15 protein-coding genes are annotated in these 19,506 nt (G+C 71.4%); 9 read left to right on the top strand and 6 right to left on the bottom strand.

Translation table 11 applies throughout. The features are described 5' to 3' along the window. Complete coding sequence (locus tag ACYVC6_RS13245; RefSeq protein ID WP_460714784.1) at positions 1-615, top strand: Maf family protein; 615 nt, start codon at positions 1-3, stop codon at positions 613-615. On the opposite strand, the gene ACYVC6_RS13240 is transcribed toward ACYVC6_RS13245, so the two are convergent. The 3 genes from ACYVC6_RS13240 to ACYVC6_RS13230 are packed head-to-tail and all read right to left on the bottom strand — an operon-like array spanning position 545 to position 3,382. Beyond that, entirely contained in the window at positions 545-1,144 is a 600-nt protein-coding gene (locus ACYVC6_RS13240) for a GtrA family protein (protein WP_460714782.1), read from the bottom strand. The two genes, ACYVC6_RS13245 and ACYVC6_RS13240, sit on opposite strands and share 71 nt — an antisense overlap. A 29-nt stretch (positions 1,145-1,173) precedes the next feature. Then, positions 1,174-2,367, bottom strand: coding sequence for an acyl-CoA dehydrogenase family protein (locus ACYVC6_RS13235; protein ID WP_460714780.1), 1,194 nt, complete (start codon positions 2,365-2,367; stop codon positions 1,174-1,176). Between the two features lie 40 nt (positions 2,368-2,407). Continuing rightward, complete coding sequence (locus tag ACYVC6_RS13230) at positions 2,408-3,382, bottom strand: NYN domain-containing protein (protein WP_460714778.1); 975 nt, start codon at positions 3,380-3,382, stop codon at positions 2,408-2,410. Positions 3,383-3,440: 58 nt separating this feature from the next. On the opposite strand from ACYVC6_RS13230, the gene ACYVC6_RS13225 reads away from it, so the two are divergent. The 5 genes from ACYVC6_RS13225 to ACYVC6_RS13205 all read left to right on the top strand — a co-directional run bounded on the left by ACYVC6_RS13225 (position 3,441) and on the right by ACYVC6_RS13205 (position 13,125). Next, positions 3,441-5,222, top strand: a complete 1,782-nt coding sequence (locus ACYVC6_RS13225) for an acetyl/propionyl/methylcrotonyl-CoA carboxylase subunit alpha (RefSeq protein ID WP_460714776.1) — start codon at positions 3,441-3,443, stop codon at positions 5,220-5,222. Then, positions 5,219-5,701, top strand: a complete 483-nt coding sequence (locus ACYVC6_RS13220; protein ID WP_460714774.1) for a PH domain-containing protein — start codon at positions 5,219-5,221, stop codon at positions 5,699-5,701. The genes ACYVC6_RS13225 and ACYVC6_RS13220 overlap by 4 nt, the downstream gene beginning before the upstream one ends. After that, a complete protein-coding gene (locus ACYVC6_RS13215) occupies positions 5,698-7,188 on the top strand; it encodes a PH domain-containing protein (RefSeq protein ID WP_460714772.1) in 1,491 nt (496 codons plus the stop codon). Before ACYVC6_RS13220 ends, ACYVC6_RS13215 begins: the two co-directional genes overlap by 4 nt. A gap of 122 nt (positions 7,189-7,310) precedes the next feature. Further along, complete coding sequence (locus ACYVC6_RS13210) at positions 7,311-9,713, top strand: putative bifunctional diguanylate cyclase/phosphodiesterase (RefSeq protein ID WP_460714770.1); 2,403 nt, start codon at positions 7,311-7,313, stop codon at positions 9,711-9,713. A 10-nt stretch (positions 9,714-9,723) separates the two neighbouring features. After that, the gene (locus ACYVC6_RS13205; RefSeq protein WP_460714768.1) at positions 9,724-13,125 is read left to right on the top strand and encodes a pyruvate carboxylase; all 3,402 of its coding nucleotides are present in this window, start codon (positions 9,724-9,726) and stop codon (positions 13,123-13,125) included. Between the two features lie 8 nt (positions 13,126-13,133). Here the strand turns inward: ACYVC6_RS13205 and ACYVC6_RS13200 are convergent, their stop codons facing one another. Beyond that, positions 13,134-14,324, bottom strand: a complete 1,191-nt coding sequence (locus ACYVC6_RS13200; protein WP_460714766.1) for a SpoIID/LytB domain-containing protein — start codon at positions 14,322-14,324, stop codon at positions 13,134-13,136. A gap of 64 nt (positions 14,325-14,388) precedes the next feature. Between ACYVC6_RS13200 and ACYVC6_RS13195 the strand changes: the two genes are divergently transcribed. Continuing rightward, positions 14,389-15,012 carry a hypothetical protein gene (locus tag ACYVC6_RS13195; protein ID WP_460714764.1) on the top strand — a complete coding sequence of 208 codons (624 nt, stop codon included), beginning with the start codon at positions 14,389-14,391 and terminating at the stop codon, positions 15,010-15,012. A 53-nt stretch (positions 15,013-15,065) separates the two neighbouring features. Then, a complete protein-coding gene (locus ACYVC6_RS13190; protein ID WP_460714762.1) occupies positions 15,066-15,653 on the top strand; it encodes a hypothetical protein in 588 nt (195 codons plus the stop codon). A gap of 16 nt (positions 15,654-15,669) precedes the next feature. Here ACYVC6_RS13190 and ACYVC6_RS13185 read toward each other — a convergent pair whose 3' ends face one another. Continuing rightward, positions 15,670-17,211, bottom strand: coding sequence for an LVIVD repeat-containing protein (locus tag ACYVC6_RS13185; protein WP_460714760.1), 1,542 nt, complete (start codon positions 17,209-17,211; stop codon positions 15,670-15,672). A 38-nt stretch (positions 17,212-17,249) separates the two neighbouring features. On the opposite strand from ACYVC6_RS13185, the gene ACYVC6_RS13180 reads away from it, so the two are divergent. Next, a complete protein-coding gene (locus ACYVC6_RS13180) occupies positions 17,250-17,945 on the top strand; it encodes a DUF305 domain-containing protein (RefSeq protein ID WP_460714758.1) in 696 nt (231 codons plus the stop codon). Positions 17,946-18,129: 184 nt separating this feature from the next. On the opposite strand, the gene ACYVC6_RS13175 is transcribed toward ACYVC6_RS13180, so the two are convergent. Continuing rightward, positions 18,130-19,506: an NAD(P)H-quinone dehydrogenase gene (locus ACYVC6_RS13175; RefSeq protein ID WP_460714756.1), complete on the bottom strand. Its 1,377-nt coding sequence runs from the start codon at positions 19,504-19,506 to the stop codon at positions 18,130-18,132.

Raw genomic sequence — 19,506 nt, 5'->3', positions numbered from 1 at the left:
GTGACCACCCTCGTCCTCGCCTCGCAGTCGCCGGCGCGGCTGGAGACCCTCCGCCGAGCCGGCGTCGAGCCGGTGGTGGTCGTGTCGGGCGTGGACGAGGACCAGCTCGAGGGCCTGCCTCCCGCCGAGCTGGCCCTGCAGCTCGCAGAGCTGAAGTGCGCCGCCGTGGTCGCTCGCGAGGACCTCCCGCGGGACTCACTGGTGTTGGGGTGCGACTCGGTCCTGGAGCTGGACGGCCAGCCATTGGGCAAGCCCGTCGACGAGGCTGACGCGGTCGCCCGGTGGCAGGCGATGCGTGGCCGGTCCGGGGTGCTGCACACCGGCCACGCGCTGGGCGAGAGCACCGGAGGTCGGGTCGCCTCGGCGACGGCCTCGACGACGGTGCACTTCGCGGACGTCACCGACGCCGAGATCGCGGCGTACGTCGCGACCGGCGAGCCGCTGCACGTCGCGGGCGCGTTCACCGTCGACGGCCTCGGTGGCGCGTTCGTGACCGGGATCGAGGGCGACCACCACAACGTGGTGGGCCTGAGCCTGCCGCTGGTCAGGGAGCTCGTGGTGGAGCTGGGTCGGTCGTGGGTCGACCTGTGGGCGACGCCTGGGGCGGCTCGGTGACATCGCTGAGGATCGGGTCGGTGATCGCCGGGATCTCGTGCGTGTGCTCGTGCAGCTCGAGGAACTCCAGGTCGAGCACCATCTCCGGGTCGTCGACGCGCAGGAACACGAACTCGCGGAACAGGAAGAACCGGGCGGCGTTGGCCAGCGCCAGACCGATCACGTTGGCGGAGACGTTGTCCGAGAGGGGGTCGTCGAGACCCAGGCCGCGGCTGACCCAGAGACAGGTCATCGGGATGAGCATCGTGGCCAGGTTGATGACCACGAAGGCGACGACGCCGCCGTCGACGTGGCTGGTGTGCCGGTCCCGGAACGCCCAGACCTTGGTGCCGCGGAAGCTGATGACCATGCCGACCGCGTTGGCGACGACGTAGGCGATCTCCGGCCTGTCGTTGAACCAGGCATCGTCCATGGCGCCGAAGCCGTGGACCAGGAAGTTGAACAGGATGAGCGCGACGATCGTGGCGACCAGGCCCACGGCCAGGAACCGGCCCGCCTCCTGGCGGAACCGCTTCCAGGGGTTGTCCACGGGCACAGCGTATGCCGGGGACCGGGGCGCTACTCGACAGGCAGGCCGAGCCCGCGGGCGATGAGCATCCGCTGCACCTCGGAGGTACCCTCGCCGATCTCGAGCACCTTCGCGTCGCGGTAGAGCCGTGCGACGGCGTACTCCTCCATGAAGCCGTAGCCCCCGAAGACCTGCGTCGCGATCCGGGTGGCCGTGACCGCGGACTCCGTGGCGTAGAGCTTGGCGATCGACGCGGCCTGCTTGAAGTCCTTGACGGGTGCTCCCGCATCCTTCATGGCCGCGGCCCGGTAGGTGAGCAGCCGGCTCGCGTGGAGCATCACCTCGAGGTCGGCGACCTGGAACGCGACACCCTGCTTGCGACCGATGGGGACACCGAACGTCTGGCGGTCGAGGGCGTACTGGACGCTCAGGTCGACGCACGCCTGGATGCACCCGACAGCCAGCGCCGCGATCGCAACCCGGCCGTCGTCGAGGATCGCGAGGAACTGCGCGTAGCCGCGCCCGCGCTCACCGAGCAGGTTGCTCTCGGGCACCCGGCAGTCCTGGAACGTGAGCGGATGCGTGTCCGAGGCGTGCCAGCCGAGCTTGTCGTAGGCCGGCTCGACGACCAAGCCCTCCGTGCCGGACGGCACCAGGATCGCGCTGATCTCCGCCTTGTCCCCCTCCCCCGCCGAGACGGTGCCGGTGCGGGCCGTCACGGTCACCACGCTGGTGATCTCGGAGCCGGAGTTGGTGATGAACTGCTTGGCGCCGTTGACGACCCACTCCCTGCCGTCCGGCCCGTCGACCAGCTCGGCCTTGGTCCGGGTGGCGCCGGCATCGGACCCGGCTCCGGGCTCGGTCAGGCCGAAGCCGGCGAGCGCCCGGCCCGCGACCAGGTCGGGCAGCCACTGCTGCTTCTGGTCGTCGGTGCCGTAGGTGAGGATCGGGTTGATGCCCAGGCCGACCGCGGCCTCGAGGGTGATGCCCATCGACTGGTCCACGCGGCCGAGCTCTTCGATGGCCACGCACAGGCTGGTGAAGTCGCCGTGCTCGCCGGCGCCGCCGTACTCCTCCGGGGCGGTCAGGCCGAACAGCCCGAGCTTGCCCATCTGTCGCACCACGTCGACCGGGAAGTGGTGGTCCCGGTCCCACTGCGCGGCGTGCGGCGCGATCTCCGCCAGGGCGAACTCGCGGACGCTGCGCCGGAACTCCTCGTGCTCGCGCGACAGCTCGTAGGTCATGCCCCGATGCTAGCCGCGTTGGTTAACGATCGCTAACCTGTCACTGCTTCATCCCCGCCAGGGTCACCCAGAAGCGCTCGCGCAGCAGGTAGCGGTCGTGGTCCTCGATGTAGTAGTGCCCGGTCCGCGCCGAGAGGTCGGTGAGCAGCGCCCGGTCGATGTCGCCGGGAATGAGCGGCTGGCCGTCCCGGAGCTCGCGCACCTCGTCGGGGCGGGCCCGCTGGAGCCAGGTGGTCAGCACGCTGGTGCACACCTCGTCGATCAGCCCCTCGGGCGCCGACTCGTCCACGGGCGCGGGGCCGGCCTGCCCGCTCGCCGATGAGTAGACGAGCGCCGAGGCCCGCACCACCTCGGGCGACGGGGGTACGACGCCGGGCGGGGTCGGCTTGCGCCCGGCCAGCAGCGCCGGTGTCGGCCGGGCCGGCTCCTCGACCGGGGCGACCGGTTCGGGCTCCGGCTCGGGCCGGGTCCGCGCCTGGACATACATGTCGATGGCGTCGGGGTTGATGGTCACGATGCCGTCGGCCTCACGCAGCAGGTGCCGGCTCACCGCGTGCGGTCGGCCGTCCTTGTCGGGCGCGGCGAGCAGCATCACCGGGATGCCGTGGCCCTGCACCTCCTCGACCGCCTCGGTCAGATCGTCGTCGCCGGAGACCAGGAAGATCATGTCGACGGCCTGGTTGCGCGCGTGCATCACCAGGTCGAGGCCGATCCGCAGGTCGACGCCCTTCTGCTCACCCGAATAGGACAGCCGGCCGAGCCGGAGCTTGACCCGAGGCAGCATCCCGATCTGCTCCTGGAACGGGTCGGGCAGGCCGCCACGTGATCCCGAGTCGTACCAGTTGACCCGCAGCAGCGGGAGCCCGCTCGCCTCCTCCGCTTGGTCGATGAGCGCGTCGACGAGGTGGTCGTAGAGCACGTGCACACCCGAGCGCAGCGACGTGCCGGTCACCCGGGTGGCCGCGGAAGCGAGCAGATAGCCGGCATCGACGTAGACCGCGCATCGAGACCTCATGTGTCCCAGTATGGGTCCTTCGGAAGGACCGCGAACGGGGAGCGGTAGCCTGCCCGTCGTGCCTGAGACGACCCCTCTGAAGAAGGTCCTCATCGCCAACCGAGGCGAGATCGCCGTGCGCGTGATCCGCGCCTGCAAGGACGCGGGGATCGGCTCGGTCGCGGTGTACGCCGACCCTGACCGCGACGCGCACTTCGTGCGCATCGCCGACGAGGCGCACGCGCTGGGCGGGTCGACGCCGGCCGAGTCATACCTCGACATCGACAAGATCATCGGGGTCGCCAAGAAGACCGGGGCCGACTCTGTGCACCCCGGCTACGGCTTCCTCGCCGAGAACGCCGGGTTCGCGCAGGCCGTGATCGACGCCGGGCTCATCTGGATCGGGCCTCCCCCGGAGGCCATCGAGAACCTCGGCGACAAGGTCCGTGCGCGGCACATCGCCGAGAAGGTCGGGGCACCGCTGGCCCCGGGCACCAAGGACCCGCTCGAGAACGCCGACGAGGCGGTGAGGTTCGCCGAGGAGCACGGCCTGCCGATCGCCATCAAGGCCGCCTTCGGCGGCGGCGGACGCGGCCTCAAGGTCGCCCGCGAGATGTCCGAGGTCGCCGAGGCCTTCGAGTCCGCCGTCCGGGAGGCGGTGACGGCGTTCGGGCGCGGCGAGTGCTTCGTGGAGAAGTTCCTCGACAAGCCCCGCCACGTCGAGACCCAGTGCCTGGCCGACGCCCACGGCAACGTCGTGGTCGTCTCGACCCGGGACTGCTCCCTCCAGCGCCGCCATCAGAAGCTAGTCGAGGAGGCACCTGCGCCGTTCCTCACCGACGACCAGGTCGCCCGGCTCTACGAGGCGTCCAAGGCGATCCTGCGCGAGGCCGGCTACGTCGGCGCCGGCACCTGCGAGTTCCTGGTCGCCAGGGACGGGACCATCTCCTTCCTCGAGGTCAACACCCGGCTCCAGGTCGAGCACTGCGTCTCCGAGGAGGTCACCGGGATCGACCTGGTGCGCGAGATGTTTCGGATCGCGGCGGGCGAGGAGCTTGGCTACGACGACCCGGAGGTCCGCGGCCACTCGATCGAGTACCGCATCAACGCCGAGGACGGTGGCCGCAACTTCATGCCGGCCCCGGGCACCCTCACCGCATGGAGCCCGCCCCTCGGTCCGGGCATCCGGCTCGACGGTGGCTACGAGAACGGTGAGACCGTTCCCGGCTCCTTCGACTCGCTGATCGCCAAGCTCATCGTCACCGGACGCGACCGCACCCAGGCCCTGGAGCGGTCCCGCCGGGCGCTCGACGAGTTCGAGGTCGACGGGATGCCCACGGTGATCCCGTTCCACCGCGCGGTGGTCGACGACCCGGCCTTCGTCGGCACGCCTGCCGAGAGGCCGGAGACGTTCGAGGTCTACACGACCTGGATCGAGACCGACTTCGACAACCAGATCGAGCCCTACGCCGGCGACTCGGCCGAGGCACCTGAGCCCGACGAGCGCCACAGCGTGGTCGTGGAGGTCGGCGGCAAGCGCCTCGAGGTCGTGCTGCCCGGTGGTCTGGGCGCGGTCGGGGCCGGCGCAGCCGCAGGCGGGAAGAAGCCGAAGCGGGCGACCGGCAAGAAGTCCGGCGCGGCCGCCAGCGGCGACGCGGTGACCAGCCCCATGCAGGGCACCATCGTCAAGATCGCCGTCGAGGAGGGGCAGGAGATCGCCGAGGGCGACGTGGTCGTCGTCCTCGAGGCCATGAAGATGGAGCAGCCGCTCAAGGCCCACAAGGACGGCACCGTGACCGGGCTCGAGGCCGAGGTCGGTGTCACCGTCACCAACGGTGCGGTCATCTGCGAACTGAAGTGACCTCGCTGCGCGAGCCCAGCCGCCGGGTGAGCCCGCGCGCACGCCTGATGTGGCGGGTCTCCGCGCTGGTCGAGGCGGTCATGACGGTCACCGTCATGGCTGTCGCCGACGGACTCATCGACGAGATCGACCTGCCGTGGTGGGCGTTCGCGATCGCGGCGGGCGTACACGTCGTCTGGGCTGCCGTCGTCCCGCAGTGGCGCTACCTCGTGCACCGTTGGGAGGTGACCGAGACCGCCGTCTACACCCAGACCGGTTGGTGGGCCCGGGAGCGCCGGATCGCGCCGATGTCCCGGATCCAGACCGTCGACCACGCCGAGGGCGCGGTCGAGCGGCTGTTCCGGCTCGCCACCGTCACCGTCACGACCGCCTCGGCCGCCGGCGCCCTGCGGATCTCCGGGCTCGACAGGGACGTCGCCCGTCAGCTCGTCGACGAGCTGACCCTCAAGGCCGACGCGGTCGAGGGCGACGCCACGTGAGCGAGCTCCAGCGAGACCAGGACTGGCAGCGCCTCGACCCGCGAATGCTGCTGGTGCACCCGGTTCGCGAGGTCATCCGGTTCCTCCCGGCGCTGATCGCGATCGTGTTCGCGGGCCAGGCCGCCGGCGGCCAGGTCTGGCAGGCCTTCGGCATCGTGATCCCCATCGCCATCGGCCTGCTGCGCTACCTGACGACCAGCTTCCGGGTGGCGGCGGGCCGCGTTGAGCTCAGGCGCGGCCTGGTCAGCAGGCACGTGCTCTCCACTCCGGTCGAGCGGGTCCGCACGGTGGATCTGACGTCGTCGCTGATCCAACGTGCGCTGGGGCTCACGACGTTGCGGGTCGGCACCGGCACCGCCTCGACCAGCGACGACGAGAAGCTCGACCTCGACGGCCTGCCGGTCGCCCGCGCCCGCGAGCTGCGATCGGAACTGTTGCGGGTCAGCGTCGCGGACGACGGCGCACCCTCGGCGATCGGTCCCGCGCCGATGGCCGAGGAGGTCGTGGCGGCTTTCGAACCCTCGTGGCTGAAGTACGCCCCGCTGACCGGGAGCGGCGTCATCATCGCGGCCGCCGCGCTCGGCCTGGGCGCCCAGTTCCTCGAGATCCTCGGCTTCTGGGAGGACGTCGACGCCGAGGACTACGAGTCGCTCAGCGGACCGACCCTGCCCCTGGTGGTCCTCGTCCCCCTCGGCGTCCTGGTGGCGCTGGTGGTGACGTCGGCGCTCGCCATCGGGGGCTATCTGGTGACGAACTGGGCCTTCCGGGTGTCCCGACGCCCTCCCGGCCCGGGCGGCGACTGGCACCTGAGCCGCGGGCTGTTCACCACCCGCGAGACCACCCTGGACGACGACCGGGTCGCCGGGGTGACGCTGACCGAGGCGATCGGGGTTCGCGCCGCGGGCGGCGCCCGGCTCAGTGCCATCGTCACCGGGCTGGACCGCAGCGAGCAGGGCAGCTCCACCCTGGTGCCGCCGGCACCGCGGGCCACAGTGGAGCGCACGGCCGCGGCAGTGCTCGGCGTGGGGTCGCCCGTGTCGGGCCCGTTGGTGCCCCACGGACCGGCCGCCGTACGCCGCCGCTGGACCCGCGCGATGGTCCCGGCCGCGCTCGGTGCGGTCGCCGCCGCCGTCGCAGTCGTGCTCGGGCAGCCGGTGTGGCTGCTCACGGCGCTGGTCGCGCTGCCCGTGGCCGCGCTGCTGGCCGCGGACCGGGTCCGGGCCCTCGGCCACGCACTGGTCGACGGGCACGTGGTGGCCCGAGCCGGCAGCGTCGTCCGCCGTCGGCGGGTGCTGCACACCGACCACGTCATCGGCTGGAACTTCCGGGCGACCTGGTTCCAGCGCCGGGTCGGGCTCACGACCTTGGTGGCGACCACGGCCGGTGGCGGTCAGGCGGTCCCGGTCCTCGACATCCCCGAGGACCTGGCGGTCGAGCTCGCGCAGCGCGCGCTTCCCGACCTGGTCAGCCAGTTCCGCGCGTCGTGAGCGGCCGGTCGCCGCTTTCCAGATAACCCCCTCACGCACCTCCAACTCATGCCATCGTGATTTCGCCGGGAGTGGCGCGCGTGCCGCTGGTCGCGGTGTGTCCGGCCCACGGGGGAGGAAGCATGGATCTGCCTGTCAGCAACGACTCGGCCAACCAGGCCGGGCGTTCGCGGCGGCACGCCACGTGGCTAGGCGCAGCGGCCCTCGTGGTCTCTGGTGGGCTCGTCATCTCGGTCCTCGCCGCAAGCGCCGTGGCCGACAACCGGACCCACCGCTCACGAAAGGCCTTCGAGACCTCCGCCGCGGGGGTGGCTTCGACGCTTCAGCTGGCGATCCAGCACGAAGACGACATCGTCGTCGACGCCGGTGGTCTCGTGTCCGACCCCGAACTCACCCAGAGCGACTTCGCTCGTTGGGCTGCCGCGGCACGCACGTTCGAGCGCTACCCCGAGATGGCCGGTCTTGCCGTGCTGAAGGTGGTCGAGCACGCCGACCTGCCGGCGTTCGCTGCTCAGGCGGAGGCCGATCCGGTCGGAGTGCTGCCGGACGGGGAGTTCACCGTGCAACCCCCCGGGCCACGGCCGTTCTACTGCCTCGTCTCGGCGGCCGTCGCCACCGAGGTGGTGGCCGATGCGCCCGGCAACGTCGACTACTGCGCGGACGAGAAGATCCGTGATCTCCTGCTGGCGGCACGGGACTCCGGCGAGGGCGCCTACCTTCCCTACCTGTCCGGCGGGGAGACCTGGCTGGCGATGCAAACCCCGATCTACCGAAGCGAGGAGATCCCTTCGACCGACGACGGTCGCCGGGAGGCGTTCGCGGCGCTGGTCGCCATGCAGCTCGACCCCACCGTGCTCCTTGACCGGGCGCTGCGGGAGCACCCGAGCTGGTCTGCGCAGATGCGTTACCGCGGCGGCGGATCGGACGTGGCATTCGACAGGGGCGTGCCCGAGCCGGGAGCCGAGACGGCGACGATCGACCTGCACAACGGCTGGACCGTTCACGTCTCGGGAGTCATCGAGACCGGCAGCATCACCGACGGCGATGCACTGCTGCTGCTACTCGCAGGGATGCTGTCGAGCCTGCTGCTCGGTGTCCTCATCTTCGTGCTCGGAACCGGGCGCGAGCGGGCCCGGCGTCAGCTCGTCCAGCGGACCAGCCAGCTGCACCACCAGGCACTGCACGACGCCCTGACTGGTCTTCCCAACCGGGCCCTCGTCATGGATCGGGCCGAGCAGATGCTCGCCCGCGACCGCCGCCACCACACCTCCAGCGCGCTGCTGTTCCTCGACCTGGACAACTTCAAGAACGTCAACGACACGCTCGGTCACGCAGTGGGCGACCGGCTCCTGATCGGGGTGGCGGACCGGTTGTCGAGCACCTTGCGGGGGGTGGACACGATCGGTCGGATGGGCGGCGACGAGTTCGTCGTGCTCGTCGACGGCGCGGAGCTCGACGTCGCACCCTCACTCGTAGCGCAGCGGCTGCTCGATGTCATGCGCCAGCCCTTCGACCTCGGTGAGGGGACGATGCCGCTCACGGTCAACGTGAGCATCGGCATCGCCACGGGTGACCGGGCCACCGCCGGAGAGCTCCTGCGGGACGCCGACGTGGCGCTCTACCAGGCCAAGGCGGACGGCAAGAACCGCTACGAGGTCTTCGACCCGGCCATGCAGAGCGACATCGTGCGCCGCACCGACCTGGAGTTCGACCTGCGCTCGGCACTGACCGGTGGTCAGTACCGGTTGGTCTACCAGCCGATCTACGAGCTCGACGACCTCACCATCGTCGGCGTCGAGGCCCTGCTCCGCTGGGACCACCCGACGCGCGGAGTGGTGGGTCCCGACGAGTTCATCCCCGTCCTGGAGCAGACCGGACAGATCCGGGAGGTCGGCGCGTGGGTCCTCCTGACGGCGTGCCGGCAGATGGCTGCCTGGCACTCCCGCGGCGACGACCTGAGCGTCTCGGTCAACGTCTCCGCCCGCCAGCTCGACTCCGACAGCGTCGTCGAGGACATCCGAGTCGCTCTGCTCGAGAGTGGCCTGCCCGCCAGCCACTTGATCATCGAGGTCACCGAGACCGCGCTGATGGCCAACGTCGCGGCCACCGCACGCCGCCTGCAGGCCGTCAGGGCGCTGGGCGTCAGGATCGCGGTGGACGACTTCGGCACCGGATACTCCTCCCTGGCCTACCTGCAGCAGTTCCCCGTCGACTGCCTCAAGATCGACCGGGCCTTCACCAGCGCCGTCACCACCTCGCCGGAGTCCCAGGCCCTGGTGGGCACGCTGGTCCAGCTGGGCAAGGACCTCGGTCTGACCACCCTCGCCGAAGGCGTGGAGACCACCGACGAGATGGATCTCCTCCGCGAGGCCGACGTCAACCAGGCCCAGGGCTATCTCATGGCCCGCCCGCTGGACCCCGACTCACTGGAGACCCAGCTCCTCGAACCCGGCCGGCTCTCCCTTGCCCAGGGGGCCGCTCCCGAGGCTGAGACGCGAAACGCGGAGGCCATCTCGCGCAAGTAGGTTGCTGACCATGTTCAGCAAGGTGCTGGTCGCCAACCGAGGTGAGATCGCGATCCGGGCGTTCCGCGCGGCCTACGAGCTCGGGGCACGCACCGTGGCGGTCTTCCCCCACGAGGACCGTGGCTCCGAACACCGGCTCAAGGCGGACGAGGCCTACGAGATCGGCGAGCGCGGCCATCCGGTCCGGGCCTACCTCGACCCGGAGGCGATCGTCGCGGTGGCCGTGCGCGCCGGGGCCGACGCCGTCTACCCCGGCTACGGGTTCCTGTCGGAGAACCCCACCCTCGCGGAGGCCTGCACCAACGCCGGCATCACCTTCGTCGGGCCGCCTGCCGGGATCCTGGAGCTCACCGGCAACAAGGCCCGGGCGATCGCGGCCGCCAAGGCCGCCGGTGTCCCGACGCTCGCCTCGGTCGACCCCTCGACCGACGCCGACGCGCTGGTGGAGGCAGCTTCCGGCCTGGACCTGCCCCTGTTCGTCAAGGCGGTCGCCGGCGGTGGCGGCCGGGGCATGCGACGCGTGGACCGTGCCGAGGACCTCCGCGAGGCCGTGGAGGCCTGCATGCGCGAGGCCGAGGGTGCCTTCGGCGACCCGACCGTGTTCATCGAGCAGGCAGTCACCGACCCGCGCCACATCGAGGTGCAGATCCTGGCCGACGCCCAGGGCGAGGTCATCCACCTGTTCGAGCGCGACTGCTCGGTGCAGCGCCGGCACCAGAAGGTCGTCGAGATCGCCCCGGCGCCCAACCTCGACCCCGGCCTGCGGGAGCGCATGTGCGCGGACGCCGTCCGGTTCGCCCGCGAGATCGGCTACCGCAACGCCGGCACCGTGGAGTTCCTGCTCGACCCCCAGGGCAACTACGTCTTCATCGAGATGAACCCCCGGATCCAGGTCGAGCACACGGTGACCGAGGAGGTCACCGACGTCGACCTGGTGCAGGCGCAGCTGCGGATCGCCTCGGGAGCCACCTTCGCCGACCTGGGCCTCAGTCAGGACACGGTCTCCCTGCGCGGGGCGGCGCTCCAGTGCCGGATCACCACCGAGGACCCGGCCAACAGCTTCCGCCCCGACACCGGTGTGATCACGACCTACCGCTCCCCCGGCGGCGCCGGCGTCCGCATCGACGGCGGCACGACCTACACCGGCGCCGAGGTCTCGGCCCACTTCGACTCGATGCTGTCCAAGCTCACCTGCCGCGGCCGCGACTTCGACACCGCGGTCCAGAAGGCGCGACGAGCCATCGCCGAGTTCCGGATCCGTGGCGTCACGACCAACATCGCCTTCCTGCAGGCCGTCCTGGACGACCCGGACTTCGCCGCGGGCCGGATCACCACGTCCTTCATCGAGACCCACCCGCACCTGCTCCAGGCGCGGGCCACCGGCGACCGCGGCACCAAGCTCATGTCCTACCTCGCCGACGTCACCGTCAACAAGCCGCACGGTGAGGCGCCGGTGACCCTGGACCCAGCGGTCAAGCTGCCTGGTCGTGAGCAGGGTGTCGACCTGTCGGTCCCGGCGCCCGACGGGTCCCGCCAGCTCCTCCTCGAGGTCGGCCCCGAGGAGTTCGCACGCCGGCTGCGCGCCCAGACGTCGGTGGCCGTCACCGACACGACCTTCCGCGACGCCCACCAGTCGCTGCTCGCGACCCGGGTCCGCACCCGGGACCTGCTGCAGGTGGCCGGCCACCTCGCCCGCACCACCCCCGAGCTGTGGTCGCTGGAGTGCTGGGGCGGAGCGACGTACGACGTCGCGCTGCGCTTCCTCTCCGAGGACCCCTGGGAGCGGCTGGACGCCCTGCGCCAGGCGGTCCCCAACATCTGCCTGCAGATGCTGCTCCGCGGCCGCAACACCGTGGGCTACACGCCCTACCCCACGGAGGTAACCGCGGCCTTCGTCCGGGAGGCGGCCGACTCCGGGCTCGATGTGTTCCGGATCTTCGACGCCCTCAACGACGTCGAGCAGATGCGGCCGGCGATCGAGGCGGTCCGGGAGACCGGGACGACCGTGGCCGAGGTCGCGCTCTGCTACACCGGCGACCTCTCGAGCCCCGGCGAGAAGCTCTACACCCTCGACTACTACCTCGGGCTGGCCGAGCGGATCGTCGAGGCAGGCGCGCACGTCCTGGCCATCAAGGACATGGCCGGCCTCCTGCGGGCCCCGGCCGCCCGCACGCTGGTGACCACGCTGCGCGAGCGCTTCGACCTGCCAGTGCACCTGCACACCCACGACACCGCCGGTGGTCAGCTCGGCACCCTGCTGGCGGCGATCGACGCCGGCGTCGACGCGGTCGACGCCGCGTGCGCGTCGATGGCAGGCACGACCTCGCAGCCCGCCCTGTCCGCGCTGGTCTCGGCCACCGACCACTCCGCCCGCGAGACCGGGCTGTCGCTGGCCGCGGTCAACGCGCTCGAGCCCTACTGGGAGGCCACCAGGCGGGTCTACGCGCCGTTCGAGTCGGGTCTCCCGGCCCCGACCGGGCGCGTCTACCGGCACGAGATCCCTGGTGGTCAGCTCTCCAACCTGCGCCAGCAGGCGATCGCGCTGGGTCTCGGCGAGAAGTTCGAGCAGGTCGAGGACATGTATGCCGCGGCCAACGACATCCTCGGCAACATCGTCAAGGTCACTCCGTCGTCCAAGGTCGTCGGCGACCTCGCCCTCGCTCTGGTCGGGCTGGGTGCTGACCCGGCGGAGTTCGCGGAGGGCCCTGCCAGGTTCGACATCCCCGACTCCGTCATCGGCTTCCTCAACGGCGAGCTCGGCGACCCGCCCGGCGGCTGGCCCGAGCCGTTCCGGACCAGGGCGCTGGCGGGCCGGACCTGGAGGCCGCCGGCGAGCGAGGTGACCGCGGAGCAGAGCGAGGCCCTCGCCCACGGCAGCTCGCGGGTGCGCCGCGAGACCCTCAACCGGCTCCTCTTCCCGGGCCCGACCCAGGAGTTCACCGAGGCCCGGCAGACCTACGGCGACGTCTCGGTGCTGCCCACGATCGACTACCTCTACGGCCTGCGCCACGGCGAGGAGCACGAGGTCACGATCGAGGAGGGCAAGACGATCCTGCTCGGACTCCAGGCGATCGGCGAGCCCGACGAGCGCGGCTACCGGTCGGTGATGGCCACCATCAACGGCCAGCTCCGCCCGATCAGCATCCGTGACCGCAGCGTCTCCTCCGACGTGAAAGTCGCCGAGAAGGCCGACCCGGCCAAGCCCGGGCAGGTCGCGGCTCCGTTCCAGGGCGCCGTCACCGTGGTGGTCGAGGAGGGCGCCAAGGTCGCCGCCGGCGAGACGGTCGCGACCATCGAGGCGATGAAGATGGAGGCCTCGATCACCGCCCCGGTCGACGGCACCGTCGAGCGCATCGCACTGGCCGGCACCCAGGCCGTCGACGGCGGCGACCTGGTGCTGGTGCTGAGCTGAGAGTCGGGCTAGCTCCCAGCCCGCCCCGCGGTCACGGTGAGGTTGACCCATTCGGACCGGAGGCCGAGCAGGAACCGGAAGTCCTCCCCCGAGACGGTCTTGGCGCCCTTGTCACCCGTGACGGTCACCTGGTCCACCCGGCCGCCCCACTCGCCGTTGCCGTCCCGGCCCGCGAACTGGATCCTGGTCAGGTTGCCGACGCCGGGAAACGCCTTCTCGACCGTGCCGTCGCTGACGACCGTCTGCCAGGAGCTGTGCGGGTTGCCCGACCAGCCGTCGTAGGGGTCCTGCTGGGCCACGAGGTAGGGCGCGGAGCCGGCTGAGGTCCAGCCGCCGCTCGAGGCCGAGAACTGGGTGAACGCCGGCGCCCCGTCGTGGAGCAGGACCTCGCCGCGGCTCGCCCGGATCGCCGCCGTCGCGGCCCTGTGCTCGGCGCTGGCGCCGCCGTAGACCTGGCAGGAGGTGGTGTCGCAGATCTGGTAGTGCGAGGCGATCGGGTGGGCGCGCTCGTAGGCCGCGTAGGTGCGCGCGGCGACGGCCTGCGCCTTGACGGCCTCGGGCTCCCACAGCGGGGGCATCTCCTGCGGCACGACTCCCTGGAGGTATCTGTCGAGCGGCAGCACGTTGACCGTGTCCTTCTTCACCGAGCGCAGCACGCCGCGGTAGGCGACCTTGGCGCCCTTCGGCAGCACCAACGTCGTGGGCGCGCGCGGGGTGAAGAGCTCGGCGTCGCCGTTGACGGTGCGGAACACCTTCCACGACGAGGTCCGGTAGGACACCTGCGACCGGCCACCGGTCACCGGGGTGATCCGCCACCGCGTCGCCCGAGGCCGGGCCTTGGCGAGCTCGAGCACCTTGCCGCTGGCGAGGACCCGCAGCCGCAGGCTGCCGGAGGCGACGACCCGGACGTCCTTGGTCGTGTCGGCAGTGATGAGCACGCTGACCTTGCCCTTGGCGGTCCCCCAGGTCGTGCCGGGGTAGTAGAAGTCGACGATCTCCTGATGGGTGAGACCCTGCAGGGCCGCGCCCTGGGCGCCGTGCTGGGACATGCCGTGCCCATGGCCGTAGCCGTGCCCGTAGATCCTGATGGTCGCCTTGTCGGGGATGGTCCAGTCGTCTGCGGCGGCGTGCGCCGTCGTCGGCAACCCGAGGACGGCGACGACGAGGGCGAGGGCGGCGGGAGCCCGAGAGATGGTCACGAGTCCCGAGGGTAGGTCGGCGCGGGGAGGCTGTCAGGCGACCGGGCAGACCTACCATCGTCGGATGGCCTGGAACCCGTTGGGCAGGAAGCGCAGAGCCGAGGACGAATCCGCACAGCTCCGGTGGCTCACCAAGCTGGCGCGCGAGGATCTCCTCGAGCTCGGCGAGCGCCTCGAGGACGAGGCGCCCCCGGCGGAGCCGGACGCGCTCGCCGAGCGGGCGAAGGCGCGCACGCTGACGGCTGAGGCCCGCCCACGCCTGCGGGAGGCCGAGACTGCCGAAGCCCTGCTCGCGGTGCAGGAGACGATCTGCCAGGCGTTCGTCCACCTCGCTCGCAGCGACGCGATCGTGCGCGGTGAGGAGCCGCCGACCCGGACGGACCCGTGTGCCTTCAACCCGCAGCACGGGCCGGCCGTCACCGAGGCCACGTGGGCGCCGATCGGCGCAGAGTCGTCGACCTACGCCTGCTGCCAGCAGGACGCCGACCTGATCGCGGAGGGTCGCGCGCCCCGACGGCGAACGATCAAGCTCGACAGCGGCGAGGTGACTTGGGACGAACTGGGCTCCGCTCCCCGGTCCCCAGCCGACATGCGGAGGCGGGGCATGGCCAACGACTACGAGGCAGTCGCGATCGCCCTGAGGCGTGCCGGCAGGGCCACGCACCTCCCGGGTGGCATCCCTCTCTGATCTGCAACCTTCCCGTGACCCGGTGGTGGGTCCCGCGCACCTAGCATCCGAACATGGCCCGAGGCGCCCGCCGCCGACCGCAGCCCGAGAGACGACAGCTCGCTCTGGCGGAGTTCCGGTTGGGCACCCGGCTGGCCCGGGAGGACCTGACCGCGCTGGCCGAGAGCCTCGACAACAGCCCGCCCTGGTTCGACGGGGAGGCATCCACCGAGTGGAAGCGCGCCGCGGGGCTCTATGGCGCCGCCCGGGCGGCCTTGCGCGAGGTCACCACGCTCGCCGACGTGATGGCCGTGCACACGACGCTGTGCCAGGCCCGCTTCCACCTCGCCCGGGCCGAGGCCATCTGTTATGGCGAGCCGCCCCCGACCAGCTCCGAGCCGTGCTGGTTCGACCCCCGGCACGGCCCCGCCTCGGCCGAGGTCGAGTGGCCGGGAGCCGGCACGGTCCGCGCCTGTCCCGACGACGTACAGCGCATCGAGGCCGGCCTGGCCCCGCGCCGCCGGCTCCTGCGACTGACCGAGCTCAGCGACCCGGACGACACCTCATCGCTGCAGCGCCGGATGGCCCTGCACGCTCGCGGCGCCGGGGGCTACGCGCTGGGGGCGCTCTACGCAGGCACCCCACACGCCCCGACCATCTGACCGGCCGGCCGAACCGTCAGTAGGACGGCTGCGACTGCGCGTTGAACCTGACGAAGCGCACGTTCTGCGCCGGCGCCACCAGCGGGTCACTGAGCTGGAACACGTCGAGCCCACGGGTGATGTCGCTGCCGTAGATCTTGCCGTTGTACCAGTAGGCCGACCACACCCCGCCGAGCACGAGCTCGGTGTCCGAGAGCGGCGGTGGGTCGTAGTGGGCGATCTCCACGGGGTTGGCCGAGTCGGTGAAGTCGAAGACCGAGATCCCACCCTGGTACCAGGCCTGGACCATGATGTCCCGGCCGGGGACCGGGATCAGCGACCCGTTGTGGGCCACGCAGTTCTCCGTGAGCGCCTCGATCCGCGGCATCTTGTAGTAGCTGCGGAACTGCAGCTGCCCGCCGACGATGTCGTAGATGCCGTCGGCGCCCCTGGTCGGTCCGGCGACGGGGTTGCAGGTGGGCAGGGAGCCACCTCCGAGCTCGTCGGTGAACACCACCTTCGTGCCCGCGTTGTTGAACGTCGCGGAGTGCCAGAACGAGAAGTTGACCTCGTCGGTGACCCGCTGGACGACGACCGGCCGCTTGCGGTTCGTGATGTCCATCAGGATGCCGTCACCCATGCAGGCGCCCGCCATCAGGTTCTTCGCGGGGTAGGCCGTCACGTCGTGGCAGCCGCTGGTCTCGCTGGTCGGGGTGGGTGAGCCCGGGTTGCCGCCGTCCGGGAAGAGCACGGGCGTCGCGACGACCCGGGCCTTCGGCATCTTCTTCTTCGCGAGCGGCACCTTGACCACGCTGATGAAGTCGTGCGGCGGCTGGCAGTCCGGGAAGTCCTCGCTGGGCGAGTAGGACGAGACGTAGGCGTAGAGCGCCTTCCCCTTCTTGGACGGCGCGATCGTGTGGGTGTGCGAACCGCAGGCGGTCTCCACCGCGGCGACGTACTTCGGCTGGGCGGGCTCGCGGATGTCGAAGACCCGCAGCCCCTCCCACGAGGACTTCTCGCTGGCCGACTGCCCCTTGCTGGAGCATGTGTTGTCGCTGCGGCTGGAGTCGACACTGAGGATCAGCACGTTGCGATAGACGGACACGTCGCCCTGGCTGCCCGGGCAGACGACCTGGGCGACCAGCTGCGGGGCGGTGGGGGTCTTGATGTCGTAGACCGAGAAGCCCTTGTAGTTGCCCTGGTAGGCATACCTGCCCTTGAACGCGATGTCGGTGCCGTAGGCACCCTCCTCCGCGAACGCGCCGCTCAGCGGCACGCTGGCGACCAGCTCGAGGTCGTCGGAGCGGTCGACCTCCGCGGCCGCGCCGAAGTCGGCGCCGCGCAGGCCGGCAAGCTCCTGGCCCGGCAGGAGACACCTGTCTGCGAAGTTGTCGCCGGCCGCCTGGAGCGCCTTGAGCTCGGCGGTGGTGCACGTGGCGGGGTCGTCGTCGCCACCGAGCACCGGTGCCAGCGCCGTGGCGATCGCGGGCGCCTGGAGCAGGGCGAGGCCCATGGCCCCCAGGGCGAGCGAGGTCAGGGCGAGGCGGAGTCGTCGCGGGGTCCGGTGTGGGGTCGGCACGACGGTCAAACTACGGGCGGCGGGCTAGGTTACGCACCGTGCAGCGGACCCGGCGTACGGCGGTGAGCGTGGCCTGGTCCGTCTGCCTGGTCGTGTGCGTCACCGCCTGCAGCGACGACCCGGCTGCCCCGGCGGACGCAGCCCCTTCCCCCAGCGCGCCGTCCGCGCCGGTGCCCGAGCTGCAGCCAGGTGCGCCCGGTGAGGACACGTCCACTCGCGACCCGGACCAGCCGCTGGAGGAGACCGACGCCGCGCACGAGGACGTCGCGTTCATGCAGATGATGGTGCTGCATCACCGGCAGGCGCTGGACCTGGCCGGGCTCGTGGACAGCGCCCGCACCGACAACCGGCAGCTCGACCAGGTGGCGCAGCGCATTTCGGCCGCGCAGGCCGCCGAGATCCTGGTGATGGCGCAGTGGCTGACCGAGCGTTCCATCGACGTGCCCGCGCCTGACGCGGACCCGGACGACTACGACCACGCCGAGCACGGCCACGCCGGCATGCAGGGGATGCTGAGCGAGGAGGAGCTCGACGAGCTCGCGGCCGCCCGCGACGCCGCGTTCGACCGGCTCTTCCTCACCTCGATGATCCGGCACCACGAGGGCGCCATCGCGATGGCGCAGTATGTCCTCACCCACGGGGCCGACCAGCGCGTCGCCGAGCTCGCGACCGACGTGATCGCCGACCAGGGCGCGGAGATCGCCCGGCTGCAGGCGATGCTCGACGGGCTCTGAGACCACCGTTGGTCGAGCTTGTCGAGACCACCGCAGCCGACGCTCCTGCTCGCCCGAGCGCATCGACTTCCAGCGCTGGCTGCGGTGGTCTCGACACGCCGGTCGCGACCTCGTTCCTCGGTCGCGCGGCTTGCTCGACCTTTGATCGACCCGGACTCCGCTCGTTCCTCGCGGAGTCCGTCGATCAAACCTTGTGCAGCCGCCGGGCCGCCTCGGCGATCGAGCCGCTCATCGACGGGTAGACGGTGAACGCCTGGGCCAGCTGGTCGGCTGTGAGCGACTCCGCCACCGCGATCGACACCGGGTGGATGAGCTCGCTCGCCCGTGGGCCCACCACGACGCCGCCGACCACGATGCCGGTGCCCGGGCGGCAGAACAGCTTCACGAAGCCGTCGTGCACGCCCTGCATCTTGGCGCGGGCGTTGCCGGAGAGCGGCAGCGTGACGGCCTCGGCCATGATCTCGCCGGCGTCGATCGCCTGCTGCGACCAGCCGACGGTGGCGATCTCCGGGGCCGTGAAGACGTTGGAGGAGACCCGCTTGAGGTCGAGCGGCTGCACCGCGTCGCCGAGGAAGTGCCACATCGCGATCCGGCCCTGCATCGCGGCGACGCTGGCCAGCATCAGCACCCCGGTGCAGTCACCGGCGGCGTAGACCCCTCGGGCCGAGGTGCGGGAGACCCGGTCGACGTTGACGAAACCACCGTCCTTGAGGATCACGCCGGCCTCCTCGAGGCCGAGGTCCGTGGTGTTGGGCACCGAGCCGAGCGCCAGGATGCAGTGGGAGCCCTCGACGGTCCGGCCGTCGGTGAGCGTCACGGTCACCTGGTCCCCCTCGCGGGTCACCGACTCCATCCGGGACTTCGACAGGACCTTCATGCCGCGCCTCGTCGAGACCTCCTCGAGCACCGCGGACGCGTCGGCGTCCTCGCCCGGCAGCACCCGGTCACGGGACGACACCAGCGTGACCGGGATGCCGAGGGCCAGGTAGGCGCTGGCGAACTCCGCGCCGGTCACGCCAGATCCGACGACGATCAGCTCGGTGGGGACCTCGCCCAGGTCGTAGACCTGTTCCCAGGTGAGGATCCGCTCGCCGTCCGGCTGGGCGCTCGGCAGCGTGCGCGGCGCCGCGCCGGTGGCGACCAGCACGGCGTCCGCGTCGTACGACGCCGTGTCGGCGCCGGTGCCGACGACGACCCTCCCCGGGCCGTCGAGGCGGCCGCGGCCGCGGACGACCCGGACACCCTCCTTGTCGAGACGGCGGGTGATGTCGGCGGACTGGTCGGCGGCCAGCTTGAGCACCCGGGCGTTGACCCGGGCGAGGTCAACACGTACACCGTCGTCGCCGATCATCACGCCGAGCTCGTTGGCGCTGTGGACGTCCGACATCAGCTCGGCCGTGGCGATCAGCGTCTTGCTCGGCACGCAGTCGGTGAGGACGGCTGATCCGCCGATCCCGTCGCTGTCCACGACGGTGACCTCGGCACCGAGCTGGGCCGCGACCAGGGCGGCCTCGTAGCCGCCCGGGCCGCCGCCGAGGATGACGACGCGATCTGTGGCCAT

It is taken from the genome of Nocardioides dilutus, from assembly GCF_054779555.1.
This window is presented reverse-complemented; position numbering and strand designations above follow the sequence as displayed.